We start from the raw sequence: 20,468 nt of genomic DNA, 5'->3' as shown, positions 1-20,468 counted from the left end.
GTTTCATTCTGTCTATATCAGTTTATTAAGAGGGAGGTTTCTTTATGAAAGGTCTACGAATAAAAATGGTGTATTACTGGTATAAACTTCTCATTAAACTAGGTTTGAAAACGGATGAAATATACTATATCGGCGGTAGTGAAGCTCTCCCGCCACCTCTTTCAAGAGATGAAGAAGAAAAGTTGTTATCCAAATTGCCAACCGGAGATCAAGCCGCTAGAGCGTTGTTGATTGAAAGGAATTTGCGATTAGTCGTTTATATCGCCAGAAAGTTTGAAAATACAGGTATCAATATTGAAGACTTAATTAGTATTGGGACGATTGGGTTAATTAAAGCAGTCAATACGTTTAATCCCGAAAAGAAAATTAAACTAGCTACTTACGCTTCTCGGTGTATTGAGAATGAAATATTAATGTATTTAAGAAGGAATAATAAAATTAGGTCAGAAGTTTCCTTTGATGAGCCATTAAATGTTGATTGGGATGGCAATGAGTTATTACTTTCAGATGTTTTAGGTACGGAGAACGACATCATTACGAAAGATATTGAAGCAGGGGTAGACCGAAGCTTGCTATTTAAAGCGATGGAGCAGCTATCAGATAGGGAAAAGCAAATCATGGAACTAAGATTTGGTTTAAGGGGGGGTGAGGAAAAAACTCAGAAAGATGTAGCGGACCTTCTGGGGATTTCGCAATCATATATTTCTAGACTAGAAAAACGAATCATTCATCGACTTCAAAAAGAATTCAATAAGATGGTGTAAGAGCGGGACTAGCTCCTTGCGATAAGTCAACATCGATTCACTATCGTTCATCGTGTTTCCTTTATCTCGATCGGCTCGTTCCAGTCCATACGTCGCTGAACAGCGCCTTCCGCTTTTCTAGGTGTCCAGCTCCGCCTCCTAGACACTCGAGTCAAATGCCAGCCTGACTGCATGGCTGAAGAACGCCATTCCGTCATTCTGTCATTTGCTTGTCGTGTCTGGACAGTCGGCTCTGCTTTTCTTTTTATGCATAGTTTTCTTTTTGCAGGGAGATACTGTGGTTGTACAGCAGTTCCTGCAAGGAGGGGATTTTTCATAATGGCGCGTAATAAGGTTGAGATTTGCGGTGTGGATACTTCGAAGCTCCCTGTGTTGAAAAATGAAGAGATGAAGGTGTTGTTTAAGTGTCTTCAGGCGGGTGAGTGGTCAGCGCGTGAGACACTTGTGAATGGGAATTTGCGACTTGTGCTAAGTGTGATCCAGCGCTTTAATAATCGCGGCGAGTATGTGGATGATTTGTTTCAAGTAGGCTGTATTGGTTTGATGAAATCTATAGATAATTTTGATTTAAGTCATAATGTACGATTTTCTACTTATGCGGTACCAATGATTATCGGTGAAATTAGAAGGTATTTACGGGATAACAACCCTATAAGGGTCTCTCGTTCTTTAAGGGACATTGCTTATAAGGCGTTACAGGTGCGAGAAAAGATTATGACAGAGACCTCTAAGGAGCCGACAGCAGAAGAAATTAGTAAGGAGCTTGGCTTGACAAAAGAAGAAGTTGTTTTTGCACTTGACGCGATTCAAGATCCGGTCTCATTATTTGAACCTATTTATAATGATGGTGGAGATCCGATATTTGTGATGGATCAATTAAGCGATGAAAGTCACAAGGATACGAATTGGGTAGAAGAAATAGCCTTGAAAGAAGGATTGAAAAGGTTAAATGAGCGCGAAAAAATGATTATTCGCAAACGGTTTTATCAAGGAAAAACGCAAATGGAAGTAGCCGATGAAATTGGCATTTCGCAAGCTCAAGTTTCTAGGCTTGAAAAAGCAGCTATTAAACAAATGAATAAAAATATTAACTAATATTCTCCGTTTGACTCTGAAGCGACCTACGCAAGAAGAGTCTTATTTTTTTATGTCCGCATATAATGAAAACAGTAAATATATGAGCGGGGGGACAAACAAGTGAGTAGAATATCAGAATTCCAACTAAAAGACATTGTGAACGTCGCCAACGGAAAGAAGCTTGGAAATATTACAGATATTCATTTGAATTTGACAGCCGGTACGATCGATTCTATTGTCATCAGTAGAGGAGGAAAGATGTTTGGTTTTTTTGGGAAAGAAGAAGAGATTGTGATTCCTTGGCCGCAAATTGTTAAAATTGGAGAGGACGTCATTCTAGTTCGCCACTCTGCTACTATTAATTCTATTGAAGCGACATCAAAAGAGGAATAATTTCTTTTTTCCTTGACATGTCGAACGTAATTTTATGTTAAACTAGAGGAAAATCATCGGGAGTATGAAAAATGAAGGAACCGTTTGTTTCTGTTCATAATAGTATATATGTCATTAAAGAATGGCAAGATCTAGCTCCAAACCTTGTCGCAGGCTTTACTACAAAAGAAGGTGGACTAAGTCAAGGAGCTTTTAAAAGCTTGAATGTCGGGTTTCATGTTCATGACTGTTTAGAAGACGTGTGTGGAAATCGCCAACTATTAGGTGAGGTTTTGGAATTTCCAGCATCCAATTGGGTAGGGGCTGTTCAGACGCACAATCATCGAATTGTTGAAGTCGGGAAAAAAGATAAAGGAAAAGGTGCACTCGATTACGACACAAGCTTCGAAGCAACAGATGGCTTTTTTACAGATGAAAAAGGAATACTGTTGACGTTATGCTATGCCGATTGTGTACCTCTTTACTTTTTTTCAAACAAGTCGAAGAGAATAGGAACGGCACACGCTGGTTGGAAAGGGACAGTGTTAGGAATTGGGTTTGAAATGGTGAAAAAATGGCAGGAAGACGGCATTCAACCAGAAGACATTGAGGTTGTCATCGGGCCATCGATATGTAAAGAGTGTTATGTCGTTGATGACCATGTAATAGAGAGAGTTCGTCAATGGGTGGATTCAGAAAAGGAAATACCTTATGCGTCAGTTGATGGACGAAAGGGTCAGTATCATTTATCGTTACAGTTACTCAATAAATTGATTGTTATGAAAGCTGGCATTCCGCAAGAAAATATTAAAATAACTCATTATTGTACAAGTTGTCATAATGAATTCTTTTCCCATCGCCGTGACCTTGGGAAGACAGGGAGAATGATGGGGTTCATTGGTTGGAAGGAGAAATAAGTACCATGAAAGTAATAGATAATTTAAAAGATATTCAAAAGAATATCGAAAAAGCTTGTCAAAAAGTAGACAGAGATCCCGCTGACATCAAATTGATCGCTGTTACAAAATATGTATCAACAGAGCGAGCACAAGAAGCTCTTGAAGCAGGCATTGTTCATCTTGGTGAAAATCGAGATGAAGGACTGTTGAAAAAATGGGAAGTGTTAAAGGATGAACCTGTTTGGCACTTCATAGGTAGTTTGCAAACGAGAAAAGTGAAAAATATTATTGACCATGCATCATACATACATTCTCTTGACCGTTTGTCGCTTGCTGAGGAAATTAATAAGCGGGCGACTCAATCGATGAATTGTTTGATTCAAGTCAATGTATCCGGAGAAGAGTCCAAACATGGCCTGCATCCGGAAGAGGTTATTCCTTTTGTTCAGCAATTAGCGCAATTGGAAAAAGTGAACGTGTGCGGCTTAATGACGATGGCACCTTTAACAGAGGATGAAGACTTGTTGCGCAACTGTTTTAAACAATTAAAGCAGCTACAAGAACAGGTGCAGAAACTGGGGTTAACGTATGCGCCGTGTCAAGAGTTATCAATGGGAATGAGTAATGACTATACAATTGCCGTTGAAGAAGGAGCAACAATGATTCGGATTGGTACGGCTCTTGTTGGGGAATAGAGTCCGGGAGGTGGAATGATGGGAATCAAGTCTAAATTTAAAGAATTGTTTTTTTTGGATGATGAGGACTATCAGCTAGAAGCAGCGACAGATGAAGTGGAGCAGGAAGAGGTTAAGCAGCCTAAGTCTGCTAAGAAAAATGTAGTGAGTTTGCAAAGTGTACAAAAGGCTTCAAAAGTGATTCTTTTTGAGCCGAGAGTATTTGCAGAAGCACAGGAAATTGCTGATCATTTAAAGAGTAGAAAAGCAGTGATTGTGAATTTGCAACGTATTCAGCATGATCAAGCGAAGCGAATAGTTGATTTTTTAAGCGGTACCGTCTACGCTATTGGTGGGGAAATTCAACAGTTAGGCCCGAAGATTGTTCTTTGTACACCTGATAATGTGGAAGTGTCAGGGAATATATCGCAATTTTTACCTGAAGAAGATACTGATAATTCGAGGTGGTAGTAAACAATATGCAAATTGTCTTTGAGCTTTTAATTAGAGCGATTGAACTTTATTCTTGGGCATTAATTATTTATATTTTAATGTCTTGGTTTCCGAATGCACGGGAAACGAGCATTGGGCGATTTTTAACGAAAATATGCGAGCCTTATTTAGAGCCGTTTAGAAAGATCGTTCCGCCACTGGGCATGCTTGATTTATCCCCACTTGTTGCTTTTTTAGTTCTGAACTTAGCGACAAAAGGGGTTTATCAATTAGGGATGTGGATCATTTAATCGTTATAACTGAGAAAGGGGGAGAAACTATCCCCCTTTTTTGCATCGATCAAAGGAGCAAAGATCATGTCTATTTACCAGCATTTTCGATCAGAAGAAAAAGAGTTTATTGACCAGGCGCTACAATGGAAAAGTGAAGTGGAACAAATGTATGCCCCTAAACTGACGGATTTTCTAGATCCTAGAGAGCAGGAGATCGTGCAGACGGTCATCGGTCGCCATAGCGAAGTCAAGGCTGTTTGTTTCGGTGGAGCAATGAATACAGAAAGAAAACGAGTGTTAATTACACCAGAATATTTTCAGCCTGAAGCGGAAGATTTTGATATTACACTATACGAAATTTCTTATCCAGAGAAATTTTCCTCGATCGAGCATTCACAAATTTTGGGGAGTTTAATGGGAATGGGATTACGTCGTGGGAAGTTTGGCGATATTTTAACAGATGGTCAGCGTTTTCAATTTCTAGCAGCGAAGGAAGTCGATAGCTATATTCAGTTAAACGTGAGCCATATCGGAAAGGTAGCTGTTCGTTTGCAGGAGAAAGTATTTGAAGAAGCGTTAACGAAAGTGGAAGAATGGAAAGAAATTAATACAACCGTTTCCTCCTTACGACTGGATGCGGTGATCGCCGCTCTGTCTCGTTTATCGCGACAAAAAGTGCAAACTTTAATTAAATCAGGTATGGTGAAGGTTAATTGGAAAAAGATTGAAGATCCTACTTTTGAATGTTCAGTAGGTGATGTGTTTTCTATTAGAGGAATAGGTAGAAGTAAATTTTTAGCAAATGAAGGGAAAACAAAGAAGGACAAATGGCGGATTATACTAGGTCTTTTGAAATGAATTATGAAAATTTCACGATTTTTACCACAAGCAATTAAAAAAGCATTATAATATGTAGCATGATGAAAAAAAGTCGGTTTTAGATCCGTAGTGGAGGTGGGCTAATGCCTTTAACGCCGTTAGATATACATAACAAAGAATTCAGTCGAGGCTTCCGTGGGTACGATGAAGATGAAGTCAATAGTTTTCTCAATCAAGTGATTAAAGATTACGAACTGATTATTCGTGAGAAGAAAGATTTAGAAGAGCAACTTGCCGCACAAACTGAAAGGCTTGATTATTTTTCCAATATTGAAGAGACATTGAATAAATCGATTGTCATTGCTCAGGAAACTGCGGAAGAAGTGAAAAGAAACGCTCATAAAGAAGCGAAGTTATTAATTCGTGAAGCTGAAAAAAATGCTGATCGCATTGTAGATGAATCTTTAGCTAAAGCGAGAAAGATTGCGATTGAAATTGAAGAGTTGAAAAAGCAGTCTAAAGTGTTTCGAATGCGCTTTAAAATGTTAATGGAAGCTCAGCTTGATTTATTAAGCAATGATGACTGGGATGCCTTGATGGAGTTTGAAGTGGATGCCGAAGAATTAGAAAAGTTAAGTGAAGAAGGCGTCTAAGCTTGACGAGAGAGCGTTCAATTTCTATAATTGAAGCATTATCAACTATATATTTATGCGATGACAGGGAAAGTACATGTCTATAGCTTTTGCAAGCGAACTAGGGATGGTGGAAGCCTAGTAAAAGCGGGAAATGGAAGATCACCCTGGAGCTCTCAACTCGAACGGTCGTATCTTAGTAGAGAAGAGCGAGTCATTCACGATACGAATGTTCAAGTGAACAAGTCTAACAGCTTGTTAAGCAGGGTGGTAACGCGGGAAACCTTCTCGTCCCTTTTTAGGGGACGAGAAGGTTTTTTTGTATATTTAATAGTAATGTGTACACGAAGGAGGATAAAAATGGAATATAAAAATACGTTATTAATGCCAAAAACGGAATTTCCGATGAGAGGGAATTTACCAAAGCGTGAGCCTGATATGCAGCAAAAATGGGATGAGATGGACATTTATAAAAAAGTACAAGAGCGGACACAAGGACGCCCGATGTTCATTCTTCATGATGGCCCTCCATATGCCAATGGAGATATCCATATGGGGCATGCGCTCAACAAAATTTTAAAGGACTTTATCGTTCGTTATAAATCGATGAGCGGGTTCCATTCTCCGTATGTTCCAGGGTGGGATACGCACGGCTTACCGATTGAACAGGCGCTAACAAACAAAGGTGTAAAACGTAAAGAAATGACGGTTGCCGAATTCCGTAAACTTTGTGAAGAATATGCGTATGAGCAAGTTGAGCGTCAAAGACAGCAATTCAAGCAGTTAGGTGTGCGTGGAGATTGGGAAAACCCATATATTACATTAAAGCCAGAATACGAAGCGCAACAAATTAAAGTATTCGGTGACATGGCGAAAAAAGGCTATATTTATAAAGGAATGAAGCCGGTTTATTGGTCTCCGTCCAGTGAATCAGCGTTAGCGGAAGCTGAAATTGAGTACAAAGATAAGCGTTCCCCTTCGATTTATGTTGCCTTTGCGGTTCGTGATGGAAAAGGCGTTCTTGAGGAAGGAACAAACATCATCATCTGGACAACGACACCATGGACAATTCCAGCAAACCTTGGTATTTCTGTTCACCCTGATTTAACGTATGTTGTGGCGGAAGAAGCAGGCAAAAAATATGTCGTCGTTGAAGAGCTGTTAGAAGAAGTAACGACAAAGCTTGGATGGGAAAATCCAACTGTAACGAAAAAGGTAAAAGGGGCAGAGCTTGAGCATATTTTAACGAAGCATCCTCTTTACGATCGTGATTCATTAGTAATGTTAGGTGAACACGTGACAACTGATTCAGGTACAGGCTGTGTTCATACGGCACCTGGTCATGGGGAAGACGATTTCCTTGTTGGAAAGAAATACGGTTTAGACGTCCTTTGTCCAGTGAATGATCGCGGTGTAATGACAGCTGAAGCTCCTGGATTTGAAGGATTGTTCTACGATGAAGCAAACAAGCCAATTGCAGAAAAGCTAGAAGAAGTTGGAGCACTATTAAAGTTAGAATTCTTCACTCACTCATACCCGCATGATTGGCGTACGAAGAAGCCAGTTATTTTCAGAGCAACGGCTCAATGGTTTGCGTCGATCGATAAATTCCGTGAAGAGTTACTTGAAGCGGTAAAAGAAACAAAATGGGTGCCAACATGGGGCGAAACTCGCTTATTTAATATGGTTCGTGACCGTGGCGATTGGTGTATTTCGCGTCAACGTGCATGGGGTGTGCCAATCCCAGTCTTTTATGCGGAAAATAATGAGCCGATTATTACAGATGAAACAATTGCACATGTATCAGATTTATTCCGTGAGCATGGATCAAATATTTGGTTTGAAAAAGAAGCAAAAGAATTACTTCCTGAAGGCTTTACGCATCCAGGAAGTCCGAACGGTGAATTTACAAAAGAAAACGATATTATGGATGTGTGGTTCGATTCTGGCTCCTCCCATCAAGCCGTACTAGAAGAGCGCGATGACCTTGTTCGCCAAGCAGATCTTTATTTAGAAGGATCTGACCAGTATCGTGGTTGGTTTAACTCTTCTTTAACAACAGGTGTCGCTGTAACAGGCAAAGCACCGTATAAAGGCGTATTAAGCCACGGGTTTGCTCTTGACGGTGAAGGGCGTAAAATGAGTAAATCACTAGGTAATGTCGTTGTTCCTGCGAAAGTGATGCAGCAGTTAGGAGCCGATATTTTACGTTTATGGGTCGCATCTGTTGACTTCCAAGCGGACGTTCGCGTATCGGATGCCATTTTAAAACAAGTAGCTGAAGTATACCGCAAAATCCGTAATACATTCCGCTTCTTACTAGGTAACTTAGCTGACTTTAACCCGGCGGAGCATAAAGTTTCTTATAATGACTTGCGTGAAGTCGATCAATTTATGCTTGTGAAGCTAAATGATTTAATTAAAGAAGTACATCATCATTATGAGAATTATGAGTTCGCAGCGATTTATCATGCGATCAATAATTTCTGTACGGTTGATTTAAGCTCATTCTATCTAGACTTCGCGAAAGATATTCTTTATATTGAAGCGGAGAATCACGAGGATCGTCGCGCGATTCAATCGGTGTTATATGATACGCTGTTAGCTTTAACGAAAATGCTTTCGCCAATCTTGTCACATACAGCGGATGAAGTATGGGCATATATTCCGAATGTGGAAGAGGAAAGCGTGCAGCTAACAGATATGCCGACATATGAAGAGCTAGAGCGAGCGGAAGAGTTAAAAGCAAAATGGACGACATTTATGTCTGTTCGCGATGATATTTTAAAAGCGCTAGAAGAAGCTCGAAATGCAAAGGTGATCGGAAAATCGTTAACAGCGAAAGTCACTTTATTTGCGAATGAGGAAACGAAAACGTTGCTTGATTCTATTCAAGAAGACTTAAAGCAGTTATTTATCGTTTCTGCCTTTGAAATGGCTAGCTCTCTCGAAGATGCTCCAGAAGCGGCGATGAAGCTTGAACATGGAGCGGTTGTCGTAGAAAAAGCGGAAGGTGAAACGTGTGAACGTTGTTGGATTGTGACACCGACAGTTGGTCAAAGCAACGCTCATTCGACGTTATGCCCACGCTGTGCAAATGTAGTAGAAGAGAATTATTCTCAGGCTTAATCTGATAAGCATACCTAGAATGGATGGTTAAAAAGGTTGTCCTGCTCGTGTTTGTTTTCTGATATATTAGACCAGTTTGGAATAATCATCGGAAGCAGACCTCACTGCAGGACAGCTTTTTTGTTGAAAAGGTAAGGGAGCGTGACTCATCTTGAAGAATAGAGGAAATCTCTTGTATTATTTACTAGCACTATTTGTCATACTGTTAGATCAATGGACGAAGTGGCTAATTGTAAAAGGAATGAGCATTGGAGAAAGTGTGGAAGTGATCAAAGATTTTCTTTATATTACTTCTCATCGAAACCGTGGAGCTGCATGGGGAATGCTTGAAGGTCAAATGTGGTTGTTTTACATTATCACGGTTGTTGTTGTTATTGGAATCGTTTATTACATGCAAACTGAAGCGAAAAATAAACCTCTCATGCAAGGAGCACTCGCTTTTTTATTAGGAGGAGCAATCGGCAATTTTATCGACCGTATTTTTCGTCAAGAAGTGGTCGATTTTATTAATACGTATATTTTTAGTTATGATTTTCCGATTTTCAATATTGCCGATGCATCGTTAACAATGGGGGTTATCCTGTTGATGATTGCGATGTTGATTGAAGACCGGAAAGAAAAGGAGAGGTCAAATGGAAAAGATGGAGCACATCGTTCTTGAAGAGGAAAAAAATGCAAGAATAGATAAAGTAGTAGCTGGGTTGAATGAAGAATGGTCGCGTACACAGGTGCAAGATTGGATTAAAGCAGGACATGTTCAAGTGAATCAACAAGCGGTGAAAGCCAATTATAAATGTGTGCCTGGCGATCAGCTAACGATTGAGATTCCTGCACCAGAGCCGCTCGATATTGAAGCGGAGGAAATGGATTTAGATGTTTATTATGAAGATGCGGACGTCCTTGTTGTTAACAAACCTCGAGGCATGGTCGTTCACCCGGCACCTGGACATGTAACGGGAACGTTAGTGAATGGCTTGATGGCCCATTGTAAAGATTTATCGGGTATTAACGGTGTGATGCGCCCTGGGATTGTTCATCGAATTGATAAAGACACATCTGGGTTATTAATGGTCGCTAAAAATGATTTAGCCCATGAAAAGCTTGTTCAACAACTCGTTGATAAGTCTGTGACAAGAAAATATAAAGCGATTGTGCATGGAATCATTCCTCATGATCATGGAACGATTGATGCACCAATTGGACGTGATCAAAAGGATCGACAAAGCATGGCGGTCGTTGATGGAGGAAAGCACGCTGTTACTCACTTTCAAGTGCTTGAGCGATTTAAAGATTTTACGTTAGTGGAATGTGAGCTAGAAACAGGTCGAACGCATCAAATTCGTGTGCATATGAAATACATCGGCTATCCGCTAGCAGGTGATCCAAAATATGGGCCGAAAAAAACGTTAGATATTGAAGGGCAAGCTCTTCATGCAGGTATTCTTGGCTTCGTTCATCCTCGAACGGAGGAATATTTGCAGTTCGAAGCGCCGTTACCTCAGGAATTTGTAAATCTTCTCGAGTTTTTAGCGAAAAATAATTGACAAACTCGAAAAGAAACGGTAAGCTGTTAACAGTTGAATATGACCTTTAAAAACAGTCCCGTGAGGCTGAGAAGGTATCGGATTGTAAGAATAGACATAAGGGCAATGCTGTGTCTTTCTTATGCAAAATTTGACCTCTCACCTGCGCGGCGAGAGGTTTTTTGTTTGATGAAATGCTCGAGAGGTGAGATCAAATGGAAAAAGCAGTAGTTATGGACCAACAGGCCATTCGTCGTGCTTTAACTAGAGTAGCTCATGAAATATTGGAAAAAAATAAAGGAATCGAAAATTGCATTCTCGTCGGTATTCGAACGAGAGGGATCTTTTTAGCGAAGCGTTTAGCTGATCGGATTAAGCAAATCGAAGGAGAAGAAATTCCTGTCGGTGATTTAGACATCACCCTTTACAGAGATGACTTGTCCGTTAAAACAGAGAGTAAAGACCCTGAGGTAAGAGGTTCTGACATTCCGATAGATATTACAAATAAAACGGTCATCTTAGTAGATGATGTTCTTTATACAGGTAGAACGGTGAGAGCGGCTTTAGATGCTTTAATGGACATCGGTCGTCCATCACACATTCAAATGGCGGTATTAGTCGATCGAGGGCATCGTGAACTGCCAATTCGGGCAGACTTTATAGGAAAGAATATTCCTTCTGCTAGTAGCGAAAGAATTGTTGTGACATTAGAAGAAGTAGATAATATAGATAAAGTAGCGATCCACGAATAAGTGACCTCTTTAATAGCTGTCCAGAGAGACTGACAAAGAGAAACGAATGATCGAAACATTTGATGGGAAATATACAAAAAAATGAATAAAGACCTTTTAATAATGTCCAGAGAGGCATTCAAGGGTAGAGAGACAAGAGGTGGTATAGAACTGCGCACTTTTTGTCTCTATGCAAAACACCCTTGGGAAAAAAGGGTGTTTTTTTTCATAAAAATGGAGGCGAATCGACAATGATGCAAAATTTAGTTTCAATTAAAGATATGCATAAAGATGAGATTCTGTTAATATTAATGCAAGCGAAACAATTTGCTCAAGGAGAAAATTGGCATCCTGGAGAACAAACTTTTATCGCTAACTTGTTTTTTGAAGCAAGCACGCGGACAAAAACAAGCTTTGAAGTAGCAGAAAGAAAGCTTGGTCTTGATGTGGTTCCATTTGAAGCAGGAAGCTCAAGTGTGCTGAAAGGGGAAACGTTATATGATACCGTTCGCACGCTTGAATCAATTGGTGTCAATGCGGTGGTAATCCGCCACGAAGAAGAGGCATACTATGAGCAATTAATAAATAAAGTGAACATCCCAGTCGTGAATGCTGGTGATGGCTGCGGACAACATCCGACTCAATGTCTACTCGATTTATTCACGATCCAACAAGAATTTGGCCGCTTTGAAGGCTTGAAAGTAGGGATTGTTGGAGACGTTCGTCATAGTCGAGTGGCGAGATCGAATGCAGAGGCATTAAGAAAGCTAGGAGCTGAAGTCCGCTTCTCTGGCCCATTAGAATGGTTTGAACAGGAGTATTTAGAGGCAGGACAATTTACAGAATTAGATCAACTTGTCGAAGAAGTAGATGTACTTATGTTGCTTAGAATTCAACATGAGCGTCATGGAAGTGAATCGGTGATGACAAAAGAGCAATATCATCAAATGTACGGATTAACGGTTGAGCGTGAGCAAAGAATGAAGCCAGGAAGTATTATTATGCATCCAGCTCCGGTTAATCGTGATGTAGAAATTGCAGATTGTCTCGTCGAGTGTGAACGCTCCAGGATTTTCAAACAAATGGAAAATGGCGTGTACGTCAGAATGGCTGTGTTAAAACAAGTATTGGAAGGGAGAATGTCAAATGAACTGGCTAATCAAAAATGGAAATATTCTTGCTGATAATGGAGAAATGATCCAACAAGATATTCGTATTCAAGAGGGAAAAATCGTGGAGATGGGTGATCAACTCTCAGCAAATGATGAGGCTGTATTTGAAGCAGATGGTCAATTAGTTGTTCCAGGATTAATCGACTTACATGTTCATTTGCGTGAACCAGGCGGCGAGCATAAAGAGACGATTGAAACCGGCACACTAGCCGCAGCAAAAGGTGGATTTACAACGATTGCACCGATGCCCAATACTCGTCCAGTACCCGATACAGTGGAGCATTTAACCGCTTTAAATAAGCGAATTGAAGAAACAGCCCATGTTCGAGTTCTTCCGTACGCATCGATTACGATTCGAGAAGCAGGTAAAGAACTAACTGATTTTAGCGGTTTAAAACAAGCAGGTGCCTTCGCTTTTACCGACGATGGTGTTGGTGTACAAGAAGCAGGTATGATGTATGAAGCGATGAAACAAGCAGCCGCACTTGATGCAGCGGTTGTAGCCCATTGTGAAGACAATTCACTGATCTATGGTGGGGCCGTTCATGAAGGAACATTTGCTGAGAAGCATAACATTCCTGGTATCCCATCTATATGTGAATCAGTACATATTGCAAGGGATGTCTTACTAGCAGAAGCAGCTGACTGTCATTATCACGTTTGTCATATTAGTACAAAGGAATCGGTAAGAACGGTGAGAGATGCGAAAAAAGCAGGCATTAAAGTCACAGCAGAAGTAACACCGCATCACTTATTGCTGTGCGATGAAGATATTCCTGAAATTGATACAAACTATAAAATGAATCCACCGCTAAGAGGAAAAGCGGATCAACAAGCTTTACTAGAAGGGTTATTCGACGGCACGATCGATTTTATCGCGACGGATCATGCGCCTCACACAGCGGAAGAAAAAGCAGCGAAAATTCAATCTGCTCCATTCGGGATTGTTGGTCTAGAAACAGCGTTCCCGCTATTATATACAAATTTAGTAAAAAAAGAGGTCATCACTTTAAAGCAGTTAGTCGATTGGATGACGATCAAGCCAGCAGAAGCATTCGATCTGTCATATGGCAAGTTAGAAGTTGGAGCTGTAGCTGACTTAGCGGTTATTGATTTAACAACTGAAAAAGAAATTAACCCAGATGAATTTGCATCAAAGGGAAAAAACACACCATTTGCTGGCTGGGCATGTAAAGGTTGGCCGACAGCGACATTTTTAGAAGGAAAAATGGTTTGGCAGGAAGGAAAGGTGCAAGCATGAAAAAACAATTAATCTTAGAAGATGGAACCATTTTTATAGGGAAAGGTTTCGGAAGCGATCAAGATACGACTGGAGAAATTGTCTTTACAACAGGAATGACTGGCTATCAAGAAGTGCTTTCTGATCCTTCTTACTGTGGACAAATTGTCACATTCACTTACCCTTTAGTTGGAAATTATGGAATTAATCGCGATGATTTTGAAACGATTCATCCAGCTGTGAAAGGGTTAATTGTGAAAGAAGCAGCGGATTCTCCATCTAATTTCCGCAGTGAAATCACGCTAGATGCATACTTGAAAATGAAAGATATCCCGGCTATTGCTGGTATCGATACAAGAAAACTGACAAGAATTATTCGTCAATACGGTACATTAAAAGGTGCGATCGTTTCAATAGAAGAAAATGCACAAGACGTCATTCACCAATTACAGGCAACTGTGTTCCCGACGAATCAAGTCGCTCAAGTGTCAACGAAATCAGCTTATCCTAGCCCAGGACGTGGCTACCGCGTAGTGTTGATGGATTTTGGTATGAAGCACGGCATTTTACGCGAGCTCAATAAGCGCGATTGCGATGTGATCGTTGTGCCACATGATACAACAGCAGAAGAGATCCTTCAATTTAACCCAGATGGAATTATGCTTTCTAACGGACCTGGGGACCCAAAAGACGTTCCACATGCAATTGAAACAATTAAAGTGTTAATCGGAAAAGTACCAATCTTCGGAATCTGCTTAGGTCATCAGCTGTTCGCTCTAGCGTCAGGTGCAGATACATTCAAACTAAAGTTCGGTCACCGCGGATCGAACCATCCAGTGAAGGACTTAGAAACAGGAAAAACAGCGTTAACTTCTCAAAATCATGGCTATGCCGTAAGCGAAGAGTCGATTGCTCAAACCGCATTAAAAGTCACTCATATTGCGTTAAATGATGGAACAATTGAAGGGGTAGCTCATAAAGAATTCCCAGCCTTCTCTGTTCAGTATCATCCAGAAGCGTCTCCGGGACCAGAAGATGATAACCAACTATTTGACCGATTTATCAACATGATGAAAGCAAACGCAGGAAAGGAGCTTCAAAATGCCTAAACGTACAGATATTAAAAGCATTTTAGTTATCGGATCTGGCCCGATTGTTATCGGCCAAGCAGCAGAATTTGATTATGCCGGCACACAAGCGTGTCTTGCTCTTAAAGAGGAAGGATATCGAGTCATTTTAGTTAACTCCAATCCAGCGACGATCATGACGGATACGGAAATTGCAGATGCCGTTTATATTGAACCAATCACACTTGAATTTGTAAGCCGCATCATTCAAAAAGAGCGTCCAGATGCTGTTTTACCAACATTAGGTGGGCAAACAGGCTTAAATATGGCGGTTGAACTGGCGAAAGCTGGCGTGCTTGAAGAGTATGGAGTGGAAGTGTTAGGAACGAAATTATCAGCGATTGAGCAAGCGGAGGATCGTGACTTGTTCCGCCAGCTGATGAACGAGCTGAGTGAACCAGTTCCTGAAAGTGAGATCATTCATACACTTGAAGAAGCGTATGCGTTTGTTGAAGAAATTGGCTATCCGGTTATTGTTCGTCCGGCTTATACGCTTGGAGGAACGGGCGGAGGTATTTGTACGAACGAAGAAGAGCTGATCGAAATCGTAACGAGCGGATTGAAATACAGCCCAGTAACGCAGTGCTTACTAGAAAAAAGTATCGCTGGTTATAAAGAAATCGAATATGAAGTAATGCGTGACTCGAACGATAACGCAATCGTCGTTTGTAACATGGAAAATATCGATCCAGTTGGTATCCATACGGGAGACTCGATCGTTGTGGCACCTAGCCAAACGTTAAGTGATCGTGAATATCAAATGCTTCGAAATTGCTCATTGAAAATTATCCGTGCCCTTGGGATCGAAGGTGGATGTAACGTTCAGTTAGCGCTTGATCCACATAGCTTCCAATACTATATTATCGAGGTTAACCCACGTGTAAGCCGTTCATCTGCTTTAGCATCGAAAGCAACAGGCTATCCAATCGCGAAGCTTGCAGCTAAGATTGCAGTTGGTTTAACACTAGATGAAATGAAAAACCCGGTTACTGGAAAAACTTACGCTTGCTTTGAACCAGCACTTGACTATATCGTCTCTAAAATTCCAAGATGGCCATTTGACAAGTTTGAATCAGCTAACCGTACACTCGGTACGCAAATGAAAGCGACTGGAGAAGTTATGGCGATTGGCCGTACGCTTGAAGAATCTTTACTAAAAGCGGTTCGTTCACTTGAAAGTGGCGTCTATCATCTTGAGCTTGATGAAATTAAAGAGATGGATGTTGCGATCATCGAAAAACGCATTAGAAAAGCAGGGGATGAGCGTCTTTTCTATATCGGTGAAGCGCTACGTCGCGGAATAACAATCGAAACGATTCATGAATGGAGCGAAATCGACCTCTTCTTCTTACAGAAGTTCGCTAATATTGTCGCGTTTGAAAAAGACGTGCAAGCACAGCCATTTAACGCAGAAGTAGCAAAAACAGCGAAAGAAATGGGCTTTGCAGATTGTACAATTGCGAAACTGTGGGCGACTAGCGAGAAGGAAGTGTATGACTGGCGCAAAGAAAATGGCATCGTACCAGTCTTCAAAATGGTTGACACTTGTGCAGCAGAATTTGAATCTGCTACACCATATTATTACGGGACGTATGAAGAAGAAAATGAATCGATTGTCACTGATCGTAAAAGTATCATCGTTCTAGGGTCTGGACCAATTCGTATCGGTCAAGGGGTAGAGTTCGATTATGCAACGGTACACTCGGTTTGGGCGATTAAAGAAGCAGGCTATGAAGCGATCATCGTCAATAATAACCCAGAAACTGTTTCAACTGATTTCAGTATCTCTGACAAATTATACTTTGAGCCGCTGACAGTGGAAGACGTGATGCACATCATCGATTTAGAGAAACCAGAAGGTGTAGTCGTACAATTCGGTGGTCAAACGGCGATTAACTTGGCAGAAAAATTAGTAGAGCACGGCGTGAAAATTTTAGGCACAAGCCTTGAAGACTTAGATCGTGCGGAAAACCGTGATAAATTTGAGCAAACGTTGCAAACGCTTGGCATTCCACAACCGCTTGGAAAAACAGCCTTTTCAGTAGAAGCAGCAGTGAAAATTGCTGACAAAATTGGTTATCCGGTGCTTGTTCGTCCATCTTACGTACTAGGTGGACGCGCGATGGAAATCGTCTATAAAGAAGCGGAACTATTGCAATACATGGAGAACGCAGTAAAAATAAATCCAGATCATCCAGTGCTCATTGACCGCTACTTAACAGGAAAAGAAATCGAAGTAGATGCGATTTCTGATGGAACAGATGTTGTCATCCCGGGAATTATGGAGCATATCGAACGTGCGGGAGTTCACTCAGGTGACTCAATCGCTGTCTATCCTCCACAGCAATTGACGCAAGATCAAAAGGATAAAATCATTGATTATACGATCAAGTTAGCAAAAGGCTTGAACATTATCGGGTTATTAAATATCCAGTATGTTGTATCAAAAGGCGATGTGTTCGTTCTTGAGGTGAATCCACGTTCAAGCCGTACCGTTCCATTCTTAAGTAAAATTACGAATGTGCCAATGGCGAACTTAGCAACGAAAGCGATCCTTGGCCATTCATTGAAAGAAATGGGTTACTCGACTGGACTCGTGAAAGAAGAAAAAGGCGTATTCGTAAAAGTACCTGTCTTCTCATTCGCGAAGCTACGTCGTGTTGACACAACACTCGGCCCTGAAATGAAATCAACGGGTGAAGTTATGGGGAAAGATGCTACTTTAGCGAAGGCTCTTTATAAAGGGTTAGTTGCTTCAGGTATTAAAATCCCGACAAAAGGAGCTGTCTTAATGACAGTAGCCGATAAGGATAAAGAAGAAGCGTTAGCACTAGCGAAAAGATTCCATAATATTGGCTACCGACTATTAGCAACACAAGGAACAGCCCAATCGTTAAGCGAAGCAAACATTCCTGTTGAAGTGGTATCGAAAATTGGAGCTAAAGGACCAGATATGCTCGACATTATCCGCTCTGGTCAAGCGCAATTCGTCATCAATACATTAACAAAAGGAAAGCAGCCAGCTCGTGATGGCTTCCGTATTCGCCGAGAAACAGTAGAGAACGGAATTCCTTGCTTAACTTCATTAGATACAGCTGAAGCGATCTTGCTTGTGCTTGAATCGATGATCTTCTCTGCTGAGGCAATGCCAAAACCTGAAACTTCACCTGAAACTGAGGCGGTGCTTTCATGATCAAGAAAGAACTAATGACGGTTTTGTCCCAAGAAAAGATTGCTAAAAATATTTACGAGCTCACTCTTCAAGGTGAGCTTGTGAAGGAGATGAACGAACCAGGTCGGTTCGTTCATCTTAAAGTAAATAGCCAAATGATGCCGCTATTAAGACGTCCAATCTCGATTGCTAACATCGATCAAGAGAAACAACAGTTTACGATGATTTATCGTGCAGAAGGAGACGGGACGAAATTATTAGCGGAGAAAACAGCAGGAGATGCGGTTGATGTGCTCGGTCCGCTTGGACATGGATTTCCGTTAGAAGAAGCGACAGCCGGTGAAACAGCTATTTTAGTCGGAGGCGGTATCGGAGTACCACCTTTGTACGAACTATCTAAACGATTAAACGCTCGCGGAGTCAAAACGATTCATGTACTTGGCTTCCAAGATAAAGATACAGCTTTTTACATGGATAAGTTTTCTCAACTAGGCGACACGTATGCAGCGACAGTTGATGGCTCGCTCGGTACGAAAGGCTTTGTTACAGATGTGATTAAGCAACACGATTTGAAGGCAGATATTTTATATTCTTGCGGTCCGATTCCGATGTTAAAAGCATTAGAAGCCTTGCAGCTAACGAGAAAAGGGTTCATCTCATTGGAAGAACGGATGGGTTGCGGAATTGGTGCTTGTTTTGCCTGCGTTTGCCATACACAAAATGATCCAACAGGTGCCGAATATCGCAAAGTATGTAGCGATGGTCCAGTATTTCCTATCGGGGAGGTGGCTTTATGAGTCGATTGAATATAGAACTTCCAGGATTAACATTAAAAAATCCAGTCATGCCAGCTTCAGGTTGCTTCGGTTTCGGTCGTGAATATAGCCAGCTTTATGATTTAAGTGAGCTAGGAGCGATCATGATTAAAGCGACGACAGAGGAGCCGCGTTTTGGAAACCCGACACCGAGAGTGGCTGAAACACCAGCGGGTATGCTGAATGCCATTGGTTTACAAAATCCAGGGTTAGAAAAGGTTATTGAGAATGAACTTGCTTGGTTATCTCAATACGATGTGCCAATTATTGCGAACGTAGCGGGCTCCCAAGTAAATGACTATGTCGAGGTAGCGAAAAATATTTCGAAAGTGGACAATGTCCATGCATTAGAGTTAAACATCTCTTGCCCGAACGTAAAAACAGGCGGCATCGCTTTCGGAACAGTTCCTGAAACAGCGAAAGAACTAACGAAAAAAGTGAAAGAAGTGTCAGAGGTTCCTGTTTATGTGAAGTTATCTCCAAATGTAACAAACATTGTCGAAATGGCGAAAGCGGTAGAAGACGGTGGAGCCGATGGATTAACAATGATTAACACATTAATCGGTATGCGAATTGATATTAAAACAGGCAAGCCAATTATCGCGAACCGAACAGGTGGATTATCAGGTCCAGCGATTAAACCAGTAGCGATTCGCATGGTCTATGAAGTAAGCCAGCAGACGAATCTCCCAATCATTGGAATGGGTGGCATTTCAACGGTAGAAGATATCATCGAATTTTTCTATGCAGGTGCGGATGCAGTAGCGATCGGAACAGCCAACTTTGTGGATCCATTTATCTGTCCAAATTTAATTGCAGAGCTAGATCAATTTTTACAAGCAAACAACATCGATCATATTAGTGAATTAACGGGAAGGAGCTGGAGTGAAGATGGAAAAAGAACCTATTATTGCTCTTGATTTCCCAACTTGGGGAGAAACTGAAGCCTTTTTACAGCCGTTTGAAGGAGAATCGTTATTTGTCAAAGTAGGAATGGAGCTTTACTTACAAAATGGACCTTCAATCGTTGAGCAGTTAAAAAAGATGAATCATCGTATCTTTTTAGACTTGAAGCTTCATGACATTCCTAACACGGTTCAGCACGCGATGAAAGGGTTAGCTAGTCTTGGAGTGGACATGATTAATGTTCATGCAGCAGGCGGTCAAAAAATGATGGCAGCGGCTCGTGAAGGCTTAGAACAAGGAACGAACGGCAAACGCCCAATCTTACTCGCAGTGACTCAGTTGACGTCAACGTCAGAAGAACAAATGCAAACAGAACAACTGATACCGGTTTCTTTAGAAGAATCGGTGCTTCATTATGCCAAATTAACGAAAGCTGCTGGTTGTGACGGAGTGGTTTGCTCTGTTCATGAAGCGGCCAAAATTAGTGAAGTGTGCGGTGCGGAGTTTTTAAAAGTGACACCAGGTATTCGCATGAAAGATGATGACGCGAATGATCAAAAGCGAGTGGCCGATCCGCAAATGGCGAGAACACTCGGTTCATCAATGATCGTCGTTGGTCGCTCGATTACGAAGGCAGACCAACCGCTTGAAGCCTATCAAAAAGTAAAGCAGCTATGGGGAGGAATGTAAC

General features: G+C 41.1%; 20 protein-coding genes and 1 other annotated feature. All 20 genes read left to right on the top strand.

Features of this window, described 5'->3' with window-relative positions; translation table 11 throughout:
- The first annotated feature begins 44 nt into the window (after positions 1-44).
- The 20 genes from sigE (at position 45) to pyrF (ending at position 20,467) form a co-directional block, all read left to right on the top strand.
- Complete coding sequence (gene sigE, locus CEF22_RS12415; RefSeq protein ID WP_100403110.1) at positions 45-764, top strand: RNA polymerase sporulation sigma factor SigE; 720 nt, start codon at positions 45-47, stop codon at positions 762-764.
- Positions 765-1,082: 318 nt separating this feature from the next.
- Positions 1,083-1,859 carry an RNA polymerase sporulation sigma factor SigG gene (gene sigG / locus CEF22_RS12410; protein ID WP_100403109.1) on the top strand — a complete coding sequence of 259 codons (777 nt, stop codon included), beginning with the start codon at positions 1,083-1,085 and terminating at the stop codon, positions 1,857-1,859.
- 102 nt (positions 1,860-1,961) lie between these two features.
- Positions 1,962-2,234 (top strand): YlmC/YmxH family sporulation protein, encoded by a 273-nt coding sequence (locus CEF22_RS12405; RefSeq protein WP_100403108.1) that lies wholly within the window; start codon positions 1,962-1,964, stop codon positions 2,232-2,234.
- Between the two features lie 71 nt (positions 2,235-2,305).
- On the top strand, positions 2,306-3,130 hold the full coding sequence (pgeF, locus tag CEF22_RS12400) for a peptidoglycan editing factor PgeF (RefSeq protein ID WP_100403107.1): 825 nt from the start codon (positions 2,306-2,308) through the stop codon (positions 3,128-3,130).
- 5 nt (positions 3,131-3,135) lie between these two features.
- On the top strand, positions 3,136-3,807 hold the full coding sequence (locus CEF22_RS12395) for a YggS family pyridoxal phosphate-dependent enzyme (protein WP_100403106.1): 672 nt from the start codon (positions 3,136-3,138) through the stop codon (positions 3,805-3,807).
- An 18-nt stretch (positions 3,808-3,825) separates the two neighbouring features.
- Entirely contained in the window at positions 3,826-4,257 is a 432-nt protein-coding gene (locus tag CEF22_RS12390) for a cell division protein SepF (protein WP_095480789.1), read from the top strand.
- A gap of 8 nt (positions 4,258-4,265) precedes the next feature.
- On the top strand, positions 4,266-4,529 hold the full coding sequence (locus tag CEF22_RS12385) for a YggT family protein (protein ID WP_100403105.1): 264 nt from the start codon (positions 4,266-4,268) through the stop codon (positions 4,527-4,529).
- Between the two features lie 66 nt (positions 4,530-4,595).
- Positions 4,596-5,369, top strand: coding sequence for a YlmH family RNA-binding protein (locus CEF22_RS12380; protein ID WP_100403104.1), 774 nt, complete (start codon positions 4,596-4,598; stop codon positions 5,367-5,369).
- Positions 5,370-5,473: 104 nt separating this feature from the next.
- On the top strand, positions 5,474-5,983 hold the full coding sequence (locus CEF22_RS12375) for a DivIVA domain-containing protein (RefSeq protein ID WP_095480792.1): 510 nt from the start codon (positions 5,474-5,476) through the stop codon (positions 5,981-5,983).
- 51 nt (positions 5,984-6,034) lie between these two features.
- Positions 6,035-6,261: a binding site (T-box leader), on the top strand.
- A 61-nt stretch (positions 6,262-6,322) separates the two neighbouring features.
- A complete protein-coding gene (gene ileS / locus CEF22_RS12370; RefSeq protein ID WP_100403103.1) occupies positions 6,323-9,091 on the top strand; it encodes an isoleucine--tRNA ligase in 2,769 nt (922 codons plus the stop codon).
- Positions 9,092-9,242: 151 nt separating this feature from the next.
- Complete coding sequence (gene lspA / locus CEF22_RS12365; RefSeq protein ID WP_232726113.1) at positions 9,243-9,752, top strand: signal peptidase II; 510 nt, start codon at positions 9,243-9,245, stop codon at positions 9,750-9,752.
- Positions 9,724-10,635 carry an RluA family pseudouridine synthase gene (locus CEF22_RS12360; RefSeq protein WP_100403101.1) on the top strand — a complete coding sequence of 304 codons (912 nt, stop codon included), beginning with the start codon at positions 9,724-9,726 and terminating at the stop codon, positions 10,633-10,635. Before lspA ends, CEF22_RS12360 begins: the two co-directional genes overlap by 29 nt.
- 194 nt (positions 10,636-10,829) lie before the next feature.
- A complete protein-coding gene (pyrR, locus tag CEF22_RS12355) occupies positions 10,830-11,366 on the top strand; it encodes a bifunctional pyr operon transcriptional regulator/uracil phosphoribosyltransferase PyrR (protein WP_095480796.1) in 537 nt (178 codons plus the stop codon).
- 233 nt (positions 11,367-11,599) lie between these two features.
- Positions 11,600-12,529, top strand: a complete 930-nt coding sequence (locus tag CEF22_RS12350) for an aspartate carbamoyltransferase catalytic subunit (RefSeq protein ID WP_095480819.1) — start codon at positions 11,600-11,602, stop codon at positions 12,527-12,529.
- Complete coding sequence (locus CEF22_RS12345) at positions 12,492-13,778, top strand: dihydroorotase (RefSeq protein ID WP_100403100.1); 1,287 nt, start codon at positions 12,492-12,494, stop codon at positions 13,776-13,778. Before CEF22_RS12350 ends, CEF22_RS12345 begins: the two co-directional genes overlap by 38 nt.
- Positions 13,775-14,866 (top strand): carbamoyl phosphate synthase small subunit, encoded by a 1,092-nt coding sequence (locus CEF22_RS12340; RefSeq protein ID WP_100403099.1) that lies wholly within the window; start codon positions 13,775-13,777, stop codon positions 14,864-14,866. The genes CEF22_RS12345 and CEF22_RS12340 overlap by 4 nt, the downstream gene beginning before the upstream one ends.
- The gene (gene carB / locus CEF22_RS12335) at positions 14,859-18,077 is read left to right on the top strand and encodes a carbamoyl-phosphate synthase large subunit (RefSeq protein WP_100403098.1); all 3,219 of its coding nucleotides are present in this window, start codon (positions 14,859-14,861) and stop codon (positions 18,075-18,077) included. The genes CEF22_RS12340 and carB overlap by 8 nt, the downstream gene beginning before the upstream one ends.
- On the top strand, positions 18,074-18,853 hold the full coding sequence (locus CEF22_RS12330; RefSeq protein WP_100403097.1) for a dihydroorotate dehydrogenase electron transfer subunit: 780 nt from the start codon (positions 18,074-18,076) through the stop codon (positions 18,851-18,853). The genes carB and CEF22_RS12330 overlap by 4 nt, the downstream gene beginning before the upstream one ends.
- Entirely contained in the window at positions 18,850-19,791 is a 942-nt protein-coding gene (locus tag CEF22_RS12325; RefSeq protein WP_100403096.1) for a dihydroorotate dehydrogenase, read from the top strand. The genes CEF22_RS12330 and CEF22_RS12325 overlap by 4 nt, the downstream gene beginning before the upstream one ends.
- Positions 19,763-20,467, top strand: a complete 705-nt coding sequence (gene pyrF / locus CEF22_RS12320) for an orotidine-5'-phosphate decarboxylase (protein ID WP_095480801.1) — start codon at positions 19,763-19,765, stop codon at positions 20,465-20,467. Before CEF22_RS12325 ends, pyrF begins: the two co-directional genes overlap by 29 nt.
- Position 20,468: the final 1 nt, after the last annotated feature.

Origin of the sequence: Bacillus sp. FJAT-42315 (assembly GCF_002797375.1) — a bacterium.
GTDB lineage: Bacteria > Bacillota > Bacilli > Bacillales > Domibacillaceae > Bacillus_CE.
This window is presented reverse-complemented; position numbering and strand designations above follow the sequence as displayed.

Excerpts from the sequence above, each read along its gene's own strand:
- sigE (WP_100403110.1), top strand. The coding sequence starts at position 45 with ATGAAAGGTCTACGAATAAAAATGGTGTATTACTGGTATAAACTTCTC.
- sigG (WP_100403109.1), top strand. The coding sequence starts at position 1,083 with ATGGCGCGTAATAAGGTTGAGATTTGCGGTGTGGATACTTCGAAGCTC.
- pgeF (WP_100403107.1), top strand. The coding sequence starts at position 2,306 with ATGAAGGAACCGTTTGTTTCTGTTCATAATAGTATATATGTCATTAAA.
- CEF22_RS12395 (WP_100403106.1), top strand. The coding sequence starts at position 3,136 with ATGAAAGTAATAGATAATTTAAAAGATATTCAAAAGAATATCGAAAAA.
- CEF22_RS12390 (WP_095480789.1), top strand. The coding sequence starts at position 3,826 with ATGGGAATCAAGTCTAAATTTAAAGAATTGTTTTTTTTGGATGATGAG.
- CEF22_RS12385 (WP_100403105.1), top strand. The coding sequence starts at position 4,266 with ATGCAAATTGTCTTTGAGCTTTTAATTAGAGCGATTGAACTTTATTCT.
- CEF22_RS12380 (WP_100403104.1), top strand. The coding sequence starts at position 4,596 with ATGTCTATTTACCAGCATTTTCGATCAGAAGAAAAAGAGTTTATTGAC.
- CEF22_RS12375 (WP_095480792.1), top strand. The coding sequence starts at position 5,474 with ATGCCTTTAACGCCGTTAGATATACATAACAAAGAATTCAGTCGAGGC.
- ileS (WP_100403103.1), top strand. The coding sequence starts at position 6,323 with ATGGAATATAAAAATACGTTATTAATGCCAAAAACGGAATTTCCGATG.
- CEF22_RS12360 (WP_100403101.1), top strand. The coding sequence starts at position 9,724 with ATGGAAAAGATGGAGCACATCGTTCTTGAAGAGGAAAAAAATGCAAGA.
- pyrR (WP_095480796.1), top strand. The coding sequence starts at position 10,830 with ATGGAAAAAGCAGTAGTTATGGACCAACAGGCCATTCGTCGTGCTTTA.
- CEF22_RS12350 (WP_095480819.1), top strand. The coding sequence starts at position 11,600 with ATGCAAAATTTAGTTTCAATTAAAGATATGCATAAAGATGAGATTCTG.
- CEF22_RS12345 (WP_100403100.1), top strand. The coding sequence starts at position 12,492 with ATGAACTGGCTAATCAAAAATGGAAATATTCTTGCTGATAATGGAGAA.
- CEF22_RS12340 (WP_100403099.1), top strand. The coding sequence starts at position 13,775 with ATGAAAAAACAATTAATCTTAGAAGATGGAACCATTTTTATAGGGAAA.
- carB (WP_100403098.1), top strand. The coding sequence starts at position 14,859 with ATGCCTAAACGTACAGATATTAAAAGCATTTTAGTTATCGGATCTGGC.
- CEF22_RS12330 (WP_100403097.1), top strand. The coding sequence starts at position 18,074 with ATGATCAAGAAAGAACTAATGACGGTTTTGTCCCAAGAAAAGATTGCT.
- CEF22_RS12325 (WP_100403096.1), top strand. The coding sequence starts at position 18,850 with ATGAGTCGATTGAATATAGAACTTCCAGGATTAACATTAAAAAATCCA.
- pyrF (WP_095480801.1), top strand. The coding sequence starts at position 19,763 with ATGGAAAAAGAACCTATTATTGCTCTTGATTTCCCAACTTGGGGAGAA.